The sequence below is a fragment of the Nonomuraea sp. NPDC050022 genome (assembly GCF_044460705.1).
GTDB lineage: Bacteria > Actinomycetota > Actinomycetes > Streptosporangiales > Streptosporangiaceae > Nonomuraea.
The window spans coordinates 233,981-247,013 of sequence record NZ_JBITKE010000015.1; the positions used below are offsets into that span (position 1 = coordinate 233,981).

The window sequence follows — 13,033 nt, forward strand, 5'->3', positions numbered from 1 at the left end:
GAGCAGCCTCTCAGCCAAACGGCGAGAGGGGTCGGCATGCAAGACAGCGATCGTGATAGGGCCGAGATCCGCCAGATCGTGGAGGACTGGGTCCTGTTCCGTGACGCCGGCGACTGGGAGGCGTTCGCGACGGTCTGGCACGAGGACGGCTGGATGAGCGCCACCTGGTTCCAAGGCACTGCCTCGTCGTTCATCGAGGCCAGCCGCGCCGGCTTCGAGGCTGGGATGAACATCCTGCACTTCCTCGGAGGACACACCGCCGAAGTTGGCGGACGGCGTGCCGTCGCGCAGACGAAGATGACGATCCAGCAGCGCGGAAGCGTCGACGAGGTGCTGGTCGACGTCACCTGTACAGGGCGCTTCTACGACTTCCTGGAGAAACGTAAGGGGCGCTGGGGAATCGTCCGCCGACAGCCGATCTACGAGAAGGACCGGATGGACCCGGTGGACCCGTCCGCGGCGCCGCTTCTCGACGCCGGCTTGCTGGAACGGTTCCCGATGGGATACCGCCACCTGGCCTACCTGCAGGAGAAGTCGGGGCGCCGGGTGAGGAACGGGCTGCCCGGGTTGGTCGGCCCCGAGGTTCGGCTGCTCTACCGGGAGGGCCGGAAGTGGCTCGCCGGATCCTCCGAGCCCGGCCGCGGCCACCGGGAGCCGGCGGGCGCCACGGGAGGAGTCATCTGATGCGGACCTTCACCCCTCCATCCGGTCCGGACCGGGTCGTCTTCGGGCGGGGCACGCTCACCCGGACGCGCGCCGAAGTGGAGCGGCTCGGCCGCCGCAGGATCCTGGTCCTGGCGAGCCGCTCCACCGCCGAGGCGGCCATGGCTCTGGAGGAGAGCCTCGGGCCGTTGGCAGTGGCCCGCTTCGACGGCGCGGTGATGCACACACCCACCGAGGTCACCGAGAAGGCGCTGGACCTCGCCCTGGAGCATGCCGCCGACTGTGTCGTGGCGGTCGGCGGCGGCTCGACGACGGGGCTGGCCAAGGCCCTGGCCGCGCGCGTCGGCGTCGACCAGGTGATCCTGCCGACGACCTACGCCGGGTCGGAGATGACGGCCGTCCTGGGAGAGACCACCGCCGGGGTAAAGCGCACCAGGTCGGGCCCCGAGGTGCTGCCCGAGGTCGTCATCTACGACGTGGACCTCACCTTGGGGCTTCCGCTGCCGCTGACGGTCACCAGCGCGGCCAACGCGCTGGCCCATGCGGTCGAGGCGCTGTACTCACCACAGGCCACTCCGGCAACCGACGCGATGGCTCTCCAGGCCGTCGGCGATCTGGCCGCCGCGATCGCCGCGATCGTCGCCGACCCGCACGACCCCGGTGTACGCGAGAAGCTGCTGGAGGCGGCATGGCTGGCCGGCACCTGTCTGGGCGCGGTCGGCATGGGACTGCACCACCAGCTCTGCCACATCCTGGGCGGTGCCTTCGCGCTGAACCACGCCGCGACGCACGCGGTGATCCTCCCGCACGCCATGGCGTACAACGCCTCGGCCGTACCGGAGGTCATGGCCCGCATCGCGCGGGCGATCGGGGTGACGGACGCCCCGTCGGGAGTCCACGACCTCCTGCGTGCGGCGGGCGCCCCGGCGTCGTTGCGCGAACTCGGCCTGGCCCAGTCCGACCTGGCGGGTGTGGCTGGCACCGCTGCCAGGGCGTCCTACCCCAACCCCCGCCGGCTCGACGTGCCAGGCGTCGCCGCGCTGCTCGACAACGCCTGGCACGGCCGCCGCCCGGCCGGCACCGCCGCGGAGCTGTCCCTCCTGACCACGCAGGTGCTGGCAAGCTTCGACGCCACACCGAACCCAAGGGCCAGGCGCCTCCTGCGCGACCTGGTCTGGCATCTTCACCGGTTCGCGATCGGGAACGACCTCACTGAAGCCGAGTGGCGGTACGGCATCGACTTCCTCACCCGTGCCGGGCAAATCACCGACGACAACCGGCAGGAGTTCATCCTGCTGTCGGACACCCTCGGCCTGTCCAGCGTCGTCGACGTGCTCGGCGGCGCGCGCACGCCTGAAAGCACACCGTCCGCCGTCCTTGGGCCGTTCTACTGCGACGACCCTCCCGACGCCTCCCACGGCACCGACCTGGCGAAAGGTATGGCGGGGACCCCGGTATGGGCTGACCTCCGGGTCGTCGGCCCAGGAGACCGCCCGATCCCCGGGGCGCGTGTTGATGTGTGGCAGTCCGACGACCAGGGCCTGTACGACGTCCAAAACCCGGACCTGCCGGAGCCGCAGCTGCGGGCACGCTTCTTCACCGGCTCGGACGGCCGGCTCGTTTTCTGGACCATCCTGCCCAGCGAATACCCCATTCCGGATGACGGCCCGGTCGGCCAGATGCTTGCCGCCGTAGGCCGGCATCCGTTCCGGGCCCCGCACATCCATTTCCTGATTGACGCTCCCGGGCATCGCCGACTCGTCACCCAGCTGTTCGTCGCCGGCGGGGAGCATCTGGACTCCGACACGGTCTTCGGCGTGAAGGAGCCCCTTGTCGCCCCGTTCGAGCGGGGCGACGGGCCCGCTCCCGGCGGCCGCCGGGTCACCAGCGAATGGCGGCGCCTCACCTACACCTTCCGCCTGGCGAGAGGACCCCACTCGGAGGCTCCCGGGAACCCCGCTTCCCTCGCCTAGCCGACCGTCCCATCGACCTTACGCAAAGGCTTCAGCATGACAACACAAGAGGACATCACGGCAAAGCATCGCATCCTTCGATCACTGCATCTCACCGCACTGTTCAACATCGGTTCCGGCAGCGCCGGCCCGCCGGTCGAGGCCGCAGGCCATGTCGATCCCTCCCCAGGGATCGACATCGGCCTGCTCGTTCTGCGGGCCACCCTCGCCTGCATTGTCGGAGCGCACGGTCTGCAGAAGCTCTTCGGCCTGTTCGGCGGCAGCGGCATCGGCGGGTTCGCCAAGGTCCTCGGCGGCTACGGGTTCACCAGCAACACCACCCTGCTCGCCTGGGTGACCGCTCTCAGCGAGACAGGTGGTAGCGCACTGCTGCTCCTCGGCCTCGGCACTCCGCTGGGGGCTGCGGCGCTCCTTGGTGTCGCGGTGAACATCGTCTACATCAAGGCACCAACCGGGTTCTTCATGGGCACCCAGAAGGACGGCTTCGAATTCCAGCTGCTCCTCGGTGCGGTCGCGCTCGCCTATCTGTTCACCGGCGCGGGCCGATACTCATTCGACGCGCGCACCCTCTGGGGGCGTCGGCCGGTCCCCTATGGTCTCGCCGGCCTCGCCCTCGCCCTGGCGACCTCCATGGGCGTCATCCTCCTGTTCCGTTGAGCAGCGTGCGAGGGCACGGTGAAGAACCACATCGCCAGCGTCCTGCGCAAACTGCGGCCACGCGACCGCACTCAGCCGACCATCCACATCGCGAAGTCCGGCTAGGCGAAGCCGTGGCGGACGGCGTACAGGGCGGCCTGAGTGCGGTCCTGGACGCCGAGCTTCATCAGCACGTTGGACACGTGCGTCTTAACCGTCTTCTCGGCGACCGACAGGCTCCTGGCGATCTCCCGGTTGGAGTGGCCGGCCGCGATCAGCGCCAGCACCTCGCGCTCCCGTTCGGTCAGCGGCACCGGCCCCAGCGCCGGCGGTGAGCCGTTGACGCCGGCCAGCATCGCCTCCGCCGCCTCGGGGGCGAGCAGCACCTGCCCCCCATGTACGGCCCGCACCGCCTGCACGAGCGCGTTCGGATCCACGTCCTTATAGAGGAACCCGGAGGCGCCCGCCCGCATCGCCGGCCCCACGTCGGACCGGTCGCTCACCGAGGTCAGCACGATCACCCTGGGGAGCGCCCCCGAGAGCCGGCCCAGCGCGCCGAGCCCGTCGAGCACCGGCATCTTCAGATCGAGCAGCAGCACGTCGGGAGCGAGCTCGCCGGCCAGCTCGACGGCCTGGGCCCCGTCGGCCGCCTCGCCGACGACCGTGATGTCCTCCTGGAGGTCGAGGAAGGTCCGCAGGCCCTGCCGTACCACTGGGTGATCGTCGGCGATCAGCACCCGGATCACACGCCCACCTCCACGCGGACCGTCGTCCCCTCGTCGCGGGCCGAGGCGACAGTCATGACGCCGCCCACGGACTCCGCCCTGTCCCTCATCGACACCAGGCCCAGGCCGCGCGACTCGGCCTGCTCGAAGCCCTTGCCGTCGTCGCGTACGGTCAGCACCAGCTTGCCGCCCTCGTCGGCCAGCCGCACCTCGACGTGGCCGGCGTCCGAGTGCCTGAGCGCGTTGTGCAGCGCCTCCTGCGCGACCCGCAGCACGGCCACCTCCACCGCCGAGTCGAGCGGCGGCAGCTCGCCGCCCTCGAACGTGACGTGCGCGGGATGGAGCCGGTCGAGCAGGCGTACGTGCTTGGCCAGCGTCTCCGCCAGCCCGTGCCGGTCGAGCTCGGCCGGGCGCAACTCGACGATCACCGCCCGGAGCTCGGCCAGCGCCTCGCCCGCCAGGCGCTGCACGCGTTCGAGCTCGGCGGCGGCCTGGTCGGGGGCATTGGGCAGCAGGACGGCGGCGGACTGCGCGGTCAGCCTGAGCGAGAACAGCTTCTGGGTGACGGCGTCGTGCAACTCGCGGGCCATCCGGTTGCGCTCTTCGAGCATGGCCAGCTCGCGGCCCCGCTCGTACAGCCTGGCGTTGGTCAGCGCGATGGCGGCGTGCGCGGCGAACAATGTGAGCAGGTCCTGGTCCGCCTCCGTGAATCCGTCGGGCGAGCGCTTGTTGGCCAGGAAGATGATGCCGAGCACCTCCTCGCCGTCGCGGATCGGGGCGCCGAGGAAGTCCTTCATCACCGGGTGCGCCTTGGGCCACCACTCGAACCTGGGGTCCTCGCGCAGGTCGGGCAGGCGTACCGGAGCCCCGTCGCGCAGCATCGCGCCGAGCATGCCGTGCTGCCTGGGCAGCGGGCCGATCGCCTCCCACTGCTTGTCGGTGAGGCCCTCGGCGACGAACTCGGCGAACGAGCCGTCCTCGTCCGGCACGCCGAGCGCGGCGTAGCGGGCGTCGAGCAGCCGCTGGGCCGAGCGCACGATGACCTGCAGCACCTCGCGCACCGAGAGGTGCCGGGTCACCGCGAGCACGGCGGTGCTCACCGCCTGCATGATCTCGTCTCTGTCGGAGGCCACGGCACCCACTCTATGGTCCCGGGCCGTCATGCCCAGGACCGTCGGTCCTAGGTCCATATGCCCAGGCGGAGGCGGCCCCTCAGCCCGATGTACGGCCGGTTCCGCGCTCCTACCGTCAAGGCATGACGAACACCGCACTGATCACCGGTGCCTCCCGCGGCCTCGGCCTGGCCCTGGCGACGACGCTCGCCGGCGCCGGATGGGAGCTCCTGCTCACCGCCCGCGGCGCGGCGGACCTGGAGCGGGTCGCGGCCGAACTGGGCGCCACCGCCATCGCCGGTGACGTGAGCGACCCGGCGCATGTCGAGCGGCTCGCGCGGGCCGTACCCCAGCTGGACCTGCTGGTCAACAACGCGAGCGGGCTGGGCGTGACCCCGCTGCCCCCGCTGTCGGTGTACCCGAGGGATGAGTTCAGGGCCCTGCTGGAGACCAACGTGATCGCTCCCCTGGCCCTCATCCAGGCGACGCTGCCCGCGCTGCGCGCCACGCGCGGCGCGATCGTGAACATCACCTCCGACGCCGCCACCGGCGCCTACGAGGGCTGGGGCGGCTACGGTGCCACCAAGGCCGCCCTGGAGCAGCTGTCCAACGTCCTGTCGGCCGAGGAACCCGACCTGGCCGTCTGGTGGGCCGACCCCGGCGAGATGAACACCCGCATGCTGGCCGACGCCGTCGGCGCGGAGGAGGCGGCCGGCGCGGCGGACCCCGCCAAGGTGGCCGCGGCACTGTACGACCTGGTCAGGGCGCGTCCGGCCAGCGGCCGGGTGAGCCTGCAATGACCGCCGCGCTCGACTTCGCGCTGCCGGACACCCTGTCGGCGCACGAACCGCCCGAGGCCCGAGGGCTGACCCGCGACTCGGTACGGCTGCTGGTCTCGCGCGGCCATCTCCCGCCGGAGCACCGCCGCTTCACCGACCTGCCGGGGCTGCTCGACCCCGGCGACCTGATCGTGGTCAACAACTCCGCGACGCTGCCCGCCGCCATCAGGCTCGACCGGCTCGCCGTGCACTTCTCCACCGCGCGCGAGGACGGCACCTGGCTGGTCGAGCTGCGCCGCCGTACCTCGAAGTCCTCCGAGCCGTACGGCGGCGGCGAGCCGGGCGAATGGCTGCCGCTGCCGGGACGGGCGACGCTGCGGCTCATCGAACGCGAGACGCCGCGCCTGTGGCGAGCCAGGCTCGACCGCGACGTGGAGGCGTACCTGCGCGATCACGGCGTGCCCATCCGCTACTCCTACGTCTCGCGCGACTGGCCGCTCGACGCCTACCAGACCGTCTTCGCCACCGTGCCGGGCAGCGCGGAGATGCCGAGCGCGGCCCGGCCGTTCACCGCCGAGCTGGTCACGGCTCTGGTGGCGCGCGGCGTCGGCATCGCGCCGATCACCCTGCACACCGGGGTCGCCTCGCCGGAGAAGGACGAGCCGCCCTACACGGAGCGGTATGAGGTGCCCGCGGCCACGGCCCGCCTGGTCAACCTGACCACGGCGAACGGCGGCCGGGTGGTGGCCGCCGGCACCACCGTGGTGCGCGCGCTGGAGACGGCCGTCGGCGGCGACGGGCTGGTGGCCGCCTCGGCGGGCTGGACCAGGCACATCGTCACGCCCGACATCGGGGTCAAGGCCGTGAGCGGGCTGATCACCGGGCTGCACGAGCCCAGGTCCAGCCACCTGATGATGCTCACCGCGATCGCCGAGCGGGAGCCGCTCGCCCGCGCCTACGAGGCGGCGTTGCGGGAGGGCTACCTCTGGCACGAGTTCGGTGACACCCACGTGCTGCTGCGCCGATAGTGGCCCCTCGTGCTCGTGTGCCTGGGACGCCAAGTAGCCTGGCTCAATGTGGACCAGCGCACCCTCCTGATCACCCTGACCGGCCCGGACCGACCGGGCGTCACCTCGAGGCTCTTCTCGGTTCTGTCGGGCTTCCCGGTGACGGTGGCCGACATCGAGCAGGTCGTCATCCGCGGGCGGCTCACGCTCGGCGTGCTCGTCGCCTACGCGGGCGGTCCGTCGACCGGCACGGGCAGCACGCTCGGCGCCATGTGGACCGCCGTCGAGCGGGTGGCTGAGGACCTCGGCCTGGAGCTGGAGCTCTCCACCGGCTCCCAGACCAAGGAGCAGCGCCGGCGCGGCCGCCTGTCGGTCAGCGTGCTCGGCGCGACGCTCCAGCCCGCCGCGATCGCGGGCATCGCCGGGCGCATCGCCGCCGCCGGCGCCAACATCGACCGCATCGAACGCCTCGCCCAGTGGCCGGTCACCTGCATCGAGCTGTCGGTCTCCGGCGCCGACCCGAGCGCGCTCCGCGTCGAGCTGGCCGCCGAGGCCGCCGCCCTGCACGTCGACGTGGCCGTGCAGCGCACCGGTCTGTCGCGGCGGGCCAAGCGGCTGGTCGTCATGGACGTCGACTCGACGCTCATCCAGGGCGAGGTCATCGAGCTGCTGGCCGGCCACGCGGGCTGCCTCGAAGAGGTCGCCCGGGTCACCGAGGAGGCCATGCGCGGCGAGCTCGACTTCGCCGAGTCCCTGCGCCGCCGGGTCGCGCTGCTCGAAGGGCTGCCGGCCGAGGTCTTCGAGCAGGTACGGCAGCAGGTCGTACTCACCCCTGGCGCCCGTACGCTGGTCCGCACGCTCAAGCGGCTCGACTACCGCTTCGCCATCGTCAGCGGCGGCTTCACCCAGATCACCGACAGCCTGGTCGAGGACCTCGGCATCGACTACTCGGCGGCCAACGTGCTGGAGGTCGTCGACGGCAAGCTCACCGGCCACGTCGTCGGCGAGATCGTCGACCGGCCGGGCAAGGCCCGCGCGCTGGAGCGGTTCGCCCGCGAGGCGGGGCTGCCGATCAGCCAGACCGTGGCCATCGGCGACGGGGCCAACGACCTCGACATGATCGCGGCGGCCGGGCTCGGGATCGCGTTCAACGCCAAGCCGGTCGTCCGGCAGGCGGCGGACACCGCGGTCAACACCCCCTACCTCGACTCGATCCTCTACCTGCTCGGGATCTCCCGGGACGAGGTGGAGGCGGCGGACGCCGAGGATGGCGTGCTCACCCGCTGACTTCTCCCTCCTTGGGGTCCCAGCGGGTGATCAGCTGGGCCTCGCCCGGCCACAGGTCCACCCAGTTCGCTTCCGTACGGATGACCGCGAACGAGCCCGGCCGGAACCCGTAGTCGCCCCCGGCCAGCGAGATCGCCAGCTCGTGCACACCCGGGTTGTGGCCGCACAGCACGACCGTCTCCAGCTCTGGATCGGTCAGCTTGACCAGCGCCAGCAGCTCCTCGGGGTATGCCTGGTAGACGTCACGCTCGTAGCTGACCGCCACCTCGGGGAAGGCCAGCTCGGCGGTCTGCTTCGTGCGCAGGGACGGGGAGCACAGCACCAGGTCGGGAGCCAGCCCGAGGGCCCGCACCTCGTCGCCGGCCCGCTTCGCGTCACGCTCGCCCCGGTGCGTCAGCGGACGCTCGCTGTCCTCCAGGCCGGGGACCTGCGCGGCCTTGGCGTGGCGGAGCACGATCAACGTACGCACGTGCTCATGTTCCTCTCGTCGCCCACACACCCAGCGCGACGATCAGCGCGAGGATGGCCAGCATCGCCAGCAGAATGTAGGCCAGCGACTTGCCGCCGCTGGGCCGCTTGTCTTCCATCCGCCCAGTTTCCCACCGGGGGCGGCGGGTGCCGCACCTGACCCGCGGTGTTTCTTGAGGCCTCGCTCTCTTGAAACGTGGAACGCCCGCTCCCCCAGACCTCGGAGGAGCGGGCGTCCGGATGGGATCGCTAGGAAGCCACCGGCTGGTGCTCCCGGTTGTTGTCGTTGCTGGCCGACTCGTTGGTGACCGAGCGGCGCTTGGAGACGAGGATGGCGCCGACCACCACGCCCACGGCCACGACCGTGATCCCGATGCGCAGGGCCGGGTTGCCCGCGTACAGGACCACCGCCGGCGCCACCAGGAGCGCCACCAGGTTCATCACCTTGATCAGCGGGTTGATGGCCGGTCCGGCCGTGTCCTTGAAGGGGTCGCCGACCGTGTCACCGATGATCGTGGCCTCGTGGGCCTCGGAGCCCTTGCCGCCGTGGTGACCGTCCTCGACCAGCTTCTTGGCGTTGTCCCAGGCACCGCCCGAGTTGGACAGGAAGACCGCCATGAGCGTGCCGCAGGCGATGGCCCCGGCCAGGAACGCGCCCAGCGGCGCGTACCCAAGGGCGAACCCGACCGCGATCGGTGTCATGACCGCCAGCAGGCCGGGCGTGGCCAGCTCGCGCAGCGAGTCACGGGTGCAGATGTCGACGACGCGGCCGTACTCGGGCTTCTCGGTGCCGTCCATGATGCCCGGGTGGTTGCGGAACTGGTCGCGTACCTCGAAGACCACGCGCATCGCGGCTCGCCCGACCGCGCTGATCGCCAGCCCGGAGAACAGGAACACGACCGCCGCGCCGATGACCAGGCCGACGAGCACGTTGGGCTGGTCGATGCTCAGGCTGAAAGTGGAGAACGCGCCGAGCGCCTCCTTGGCCGCCTGGCTCGCCTTGCCGAGCTCCAGCTCCACGGCCGTGCGGAACGCGCCGAACAGCGCGGTCGCCGCGAGCACCGCCGTGGCGATCGCGATGCCCTTGGTGATGGCCTTCGTCGTGTTGCCGACGGCGTCGAGGCTGGTGAGCACGCGTGCGCCCTCACCCTCGACGTCGCCGGACATCTCGGCGATGCCCTGCGCGTTGTCGGAGACCGGGCCGAAGGTGTCCATCGAGACGATGACGCCGACCGTGGTCAGCAGGCCGGTGCCGGCCAGCGCCACCGCGAACAGCGCGATCGTCACGTTCCCGAAGCCCAGCAGGAACGCGCCGTAGACCGCGCCGGCGATGATCAGCGCCGAGTAGACGGCCGACTCGAGGCCGACGCTGATGCCCGCCAGGATGACGGTCGCCGGCCCGGTGGCCGAGCTCTCGCCGATCTCGCGGACCGGACGCCTGGTCGTCTCGGTGAAGTAGCCGGTCAGCAGCTGAATGGCGCCGGCCAGGACCAGACCGATGATCACCGCGCCGATGGCGATGAGCCGCGGGTTGGCGGTGGACTGCACGGCCGAGCCGGTCAGGTCGCCGAAGGTGCTGGGCAGGTACCAGAACGCCGCCGCGGCGACCAGCACCGCGGAGATCCCGGCGGAGATGAAGAAGCTGCGGTTGATGGCGGCCATACCGCTGCGGTCGCCGTCGCGCATCCGGGTGACGAAGATGCCGATGATCGCGGTGAGCACGCCGATCATGGGCACGATCAGCGGGAAGATCAGTCCCTGCTCGCCGAAGGCCACCTTGCCCAGGATGAGGCTGGCGACCAGCATGACCGCGTACGACTCGAACAGGTCGGCGGCCATGCCCGCGCAGTCGCCGACGTTGTCGCCCACGTTGTCGGCGATCGTCGCCGCGTTACGCGGATCGTCCTCCGGGATGCCCTGTTCGACCTTGCCGACCAGGTCGGCGCCCACGTCGGCGGCCTTGGTGAAGATGCCGCCGCCGACTCGCATGAACATCGCCAGCAGCGCCGCCCCGAAGCCGAAGCCCTCCAGGACACCGGGCGCGTCACCTTGGTAGACGAAGACGACGACGGCCGCACCGAACAGGCCGAGGCCCACGGTGAACATGCCGGCCACGCCGCCCGTACGGAAGGCGATGCGCATGGCGCGCTTCTCGCCCGCCTCACGGGCGGCGGCCGCGACACGTACGTTTCCGCGTACGGCCAGCCACATGCCCATGAAGCCGGTCAGCGCGGAGAATACCGCCCCGACCACGAAGAAGATCGAGCGGCCGATGCGCACATCGGTCTCACCCGGTAGCAGGAGCAGGAGGAAAGGGATCACGACGACGAAGACCGCCAACGTGCGGAACTGCCGCGCGAGATAGGCGGCGGCTCCCTCTTGTACGGCACGGGCGATGTCCTGCATGCGCTCCGTGCCGGGGTCGGCGGACAGCACCTCGCGCACCAGGCCGCCGGCGACGGCTAGGGCGATCAGTGCGACCGCGGCGACCACGATCACGATGGTGAGATTGTTACCGCTCAGGGCCAGATTGGACGCTGGCTCCACCGCCAGCATGTGCCTAAACATCGTTCTCCTCGGCAAGACCGGTCGTCCTGCCCGGGCGGTGCGCAAAGATCGGCGGGGCTGGTGCGGCACCATCCGGGTTGTGGGTGCCGCTTCCGGTTGAGTCCGCAGTTTCGCCGGATCACCTTGGCCGGTGCCGGGAGTCTACGCACGGGCTGCGCGGATATGAAGGCTCTGCCGGTCGCTATTTGGCCACGCGTCCAGTAATCCCCCAGTAATCCCCAGCCAGCAAGGCGATTTGCCATCTGACAACCGATATTTCCCCGGGTTTACGGCCATGACAGGGTGCCCGAAACGACACGCCCGAAACATGAGTTTGGGACATCCCAGAGGGACGATGGGGCGAAGCCGGACGGTGGGGGCACGGCAGTCGGCCGCAACCGCCCGGGAGATGTCCTTCAGCGGCCAGCGGCCGGGATGACATGCCGGAGCCGGGCCGTGGATGCCCACGACCCGGCCGGTCACTCGGAAGAGACGGCGACGGCCCTACAGCTGTTGGCTGGCGCCCTATGGCCGTCGGGTGGCTCAGTGCTCTATGGCTGTTGGCTTGTGGAAGCCATGGGTGCCGTGCCTCGTATCGGCGCCCAGCCCCGTATCACCAGAGGAGCGTACCCCTGGACAGGGCTCAGCCACGGTCGGCGGGCGGGGCCCACCGTGCCGTGCCGTAAAAGAAAGAAAGATTGTCTTATATCGGCGCGCCATTGGTGGCGGCGGGCCAGCTCATGCGGATGCGCATCCCCTTCGGACTGGGGAACACCTCCACATCGTCGGCCAGCCCCGCGATCACCGCGATGCCGAACCCCGACATGAACGAGTCAGAGAGCATGCCCAAATCGAGGGGTTGCTCCTGCTTGATCTCGTCGCTGGGGGCCTGATCGCTGACCGTGACCTCGAACCGTCCCGAGTCGTCTTTCAGCTCGATGCGGATGGGCTCTCCCGGGCAGTGCGCGCGATGCGCCTCAACCGCCCGGGAGCAGGCCTCACCGACGGCGAGCCTGACCTCGTCCAGCAGTGACTCCTCCACGCCGGTGCGCCGGGCGATCGCCGTCGCGACCAACCGGGCGGTCCGCACATGCGCGGGGAGGGCGCTGAACGTCAGCTCGACGGTAGCCATGACTACTTGTCTTTGCCGTGAGCTTCCTTGGCCTCGTCGACCGAAGCGTAGATCCCGAAGACCTTGGTCAGTCCGGTGATCCGGAAGATCTTGAGGATGCGCTCCTGCGTGCACACCAGCTCGAGCGAACCGTCGTGCGCCCGAACCCGCTTGAGCCCCCCGACCAGGACACCGAGGCCCGTCGAGTCGAGGAAGTCGACCTTCTCCATGTTCACGAGAAGGTGGAAGTTGCCCTTGTTCACCAGGTCGATGAGGAGCTCACGCAATCTCGGCGCCGTGTAGACATCGATCTCACCCTCAACCTCGACGATGGTGAGTCGGTCCTCGTTGTGGTGATCCAACTTCAGATCCACAGATCCTCCAGCGCCTCGCCTGCGAAAGTACCCTTGCGGGCCTGGCAGTCTGGAACGGGGCTCCAGACCGTCTGACCCTGACGCGCGGCATTCAACCACGCGTCTGGCTTGTGTCTATACGAAATCACGATTCCCGGCGACTTTGCCCACGGATGCAGACTGGAAACAGTGACTTCCTCCGCTTCCTCCCCACACCGGCCAGGTCCACTCCTCGGTCACCTGCTCGGTGTTCCCGCACGTCATGAGCGCGTCACTCATGTGGAGCATGTTCCAGCACGTCAGGCGGGTCAAGTGGGTTGGCCGAAATGGGCGCCGGAACTCCTGGTTACGCGCTTGGCGAACCGCGGAATC

At 70.2% G+C, this 13,033-nt stretch carries 12 protein-coding genes; 6 read left to right on the forward strand and 6 right to left on the reverse strand.

The features are described from left to right. Positions 1 to 36: 36 nt before the first annotated feature. The 3 genes from ACIBO2_RS48435 to ACIBO2_RS48445 are packed head-to-tail and all read left to right on the forward strand — an operon-like array spanning position 37 to position 3,293. Positions 37 to 684: a nuclear transport factor 2 family protein gene (locus ACIBO2_RS48435; protein WP_397304488.1), complete on the forward strand. Its 648-nt coding sequence runs from the start codon at positions 37 to 39 to the stop codon at positions 682 to 684. Then, the gene (locus ACIBO2_RS48440; protein ID WP_397304489.1) at positions 684 to 2,636 is read left to right on the forward strand and encodes a maleylacetate reductase and hydroxyquinol 1,2-dioxygenase domain-containing protein; all 1,953 of its coding nucleotides are present in this window, start codon (positions 684 to 686) and stop codon (positions 2,634 to 2,636) included. The genes ACIBO2_RS48435 and ACIBO2_RS48440 overlap by 1 nt, the downstream gene beginning before the upstream one ends. A gap of 36 nt (positions 2,637 to 2,672) precedes the next feature. Next, on the forward strand, positions 2,673 to 3,293 hold the full coding sequence (locus tag ACIBO2_RS48445; protein WP_397304490.1) for a DoxX family protein: 621 nt from the start codon (positions 2,673 to 2,675) through the stop codon (positions 3,291 to 3,293). A 101-nt stretch (positions 3,294 to 3,394) separates the two neighbouring features. Here ACIBO2_RS48445 and ACIBO2_RS48450 read toward each other — a convergent pair whose 3' ends face one another. Both ACIBO2_RS48450 and ACIBO2_RS48455 read right to left on the reverse strand, forming a co-directional pair. Next, a complete protein-coding gene (locus ACIBO2_RS48450; RefSeq protein WP_397304491.1) occupies positions 3,395 to 4,018 on the reverse strand; it encodes a response regulator in 624 nt (207 codons plus the stop codon). Next, on the reverse strand, positions 4,015 to 5,130 hold the full coding sequence (locus tag ACIBO2_RS48455) for a GAF domain-containing sensor histidine kinase (RefSeq protein WP_397304492.1): 1,116 nt from the start codon (positions 5,128 to 5,130) through the stop codon (positions 4,015 to 4,017). Before ACIBO2_RS48455 ends, ACIBO2_RS48450 begins: the two co-directional genes overlap by 4 nt. A gap of 122 nt (positions 5,131 to 5,252) precedes the next feature. On the opposite strand from ACIBO2_RS48455, the gene ACIBO2_RS48460 reads away from it, so the two are divergent. The 3 genes from ACIBO2_RS48460 to serB are packed head-to-tail and all read left to right on the forward strand — an operon-like array spanning position 5,253 to position 8,182. After that, the gene (locus tag ACIBO2_RS48460) at positions 5,253 to 5,909 is read left to right on the forward strand and encodes an SDR family NAD(P)-dependent oxidoreductase (RefSeq protein ID WP_357954536.1); all 657 of its coding nucleotides are present in this window, start codon (positions 5,253 to 5,255) and stop codon (positions 5,907 to 5,909) included. After that, positions 5,906 to 6,916 carry an S-adenosylmethionine:tRNA ribosyltransferase-isomerase gene (locus ACIBO2_RS48465; protein ID WP_358546724.1) on the forward strand — a complete coding sequence of 337 codons (1,011 nt, stop codon included), beginning with the start codon at positions 5,906 to 5,908 and terminating at the stop codon, positions 6,914 to 6,916. The genes ACIBO2_RS48460 and ACIBO2_RS48465 overlap by 4 nt, the downstream gene beginning before the upstream one ends. A 48-nt stretch (positions 6,917 to 6,964) precedes the next feature. Then, the gene (gene serB, locus ACIBO2_RS48470) at positions 6,965 to 8,182 is read left to right on the forward strand and encodes a phosphoserine phosphatase SerB (RefSeq protein WP_358546727.1); all 1,218 of its coding nucleotides are present in this window, start codon (positions 6,965 to 6,967) and stop codon (positions 8,180 to 8,182) included. On the opposite strand, the gene ACIBO2_RS48475 is transcribed toward serB, so the two are convergent. The 4 genes from ACIBO2_RS48475 to ACIBO2_RS48490 all read right to left on the reverse strand — a co-directional run bounded on the left by ACIBO2_RS48475 (position 8,172) and on the right by ACIBO2_RS48490 (position 12,682). Beyond that, on the reverse strand, positions 8,172 to 8,651 hold the full coding sequence (locus ACIBO2_RS48475) for a SixA phosphatase family protein (protein WP_397304493.1): 480 nt from the start codon (positions 8,649 to 8,651) through the stop codon (positions 8,172 to 8,174). The genes serB and ACIBO2_RS48475 overlap by 11 nt on opposite strands. Before the next feature lie 248 nt (positions 8,652 to 8,899). Then, on the reverse strand, positions 8,900 to 11,218 hold the full coding sequence (locus tag ACIBO2_RS48480) for a sodium-translocating pyrophosphatase (RefSeq protein WP_358546732.1): 2,319 nt from the start codon (positions 11,216 to 11,218) through the stop codon (positions 8,900 to 8,902). A 682-nt stretch (positions 11,219 to 11,900) separates the two neighbouring features. Further along, the gene (locus tag ACIBO2_RS48485) at positions 11,901 to 12,329 is read right to left on the reverse strand and encodes an ATP-binding protein (protein ID WP_397304494.1); all 429 of its coding nucleotides are present in this window, start codon (positions 12,327 to 12,329) and stop codon (positions 11,901 to 11,903) included. Positions 12,330 to 12,331: 2 nt separating this feature from the next. Then, positions 12,332 to 12,682, reverse strand: a complete 351-nt coding sequence (locus ACIBO2_RS48490) for an STAS domain-containing protein (protein ID WP_020542579.1) — start codon at positions 12,680 to 12,682, stop codon at positions 12,332 to 12,334. Positions 12,683 to 13,033: the final 351 nt, after the last annotated feature.

Bases quoted from the DNA above. Each gene is read 5' to 3' on its own strand.
- ACIBO2_RS48435 (WP_397304488.1), top strand. From the start codon at position 37: ATGCAAGACAGCGATCGTGATAGGGCCGAGATCCGCCAGATCGTGGAG.
- ACIBO2_RS48440 (WP_397304489.1), top strand. From the start codon at position 684: ATGCGGACCTTCACCCCTCCATCCGGTCCGGACCGGGTCGTCTTCGGG.
- ACIBO2_RS48445 (WP_397304490.1), top strand. From the start codon at position 2,673: ATGACAACACAAGAGGACATCACGGCAAAGCATCGCATCCTTCGATCA.
- ACIBO2_RS48460 (WP_357954536.1), top strand. From the start codon at position 5,253: ATGACGAACACCGCACTGATCACCGGTGCCTCCCGCGGCCTCGGCCTG.
- ACIBO2_RS48465 (WP_358546724.1), top strand. From the start codon at position 5,906: ATGACCGCCGCGCTCGACTTCGCGCTGCCGGACACCCTGTCGGCGCAC.
- ACIBO2_RS48480 (WP_358546732.1), bottom strand. From the start codon at position 11,218: ATGTTTAGGCACATGCTGGCGGTGGAGCCAGCGTCCAATCTGGCCCTG.
- ACIBO2_RS48485 (WP_397304494.1), bottom strand. From the start codon at position 12,329: ATGGCTACCGTCGAGCTGACGTTCAGCGCCCTCCCCGCGCATGTGCGG.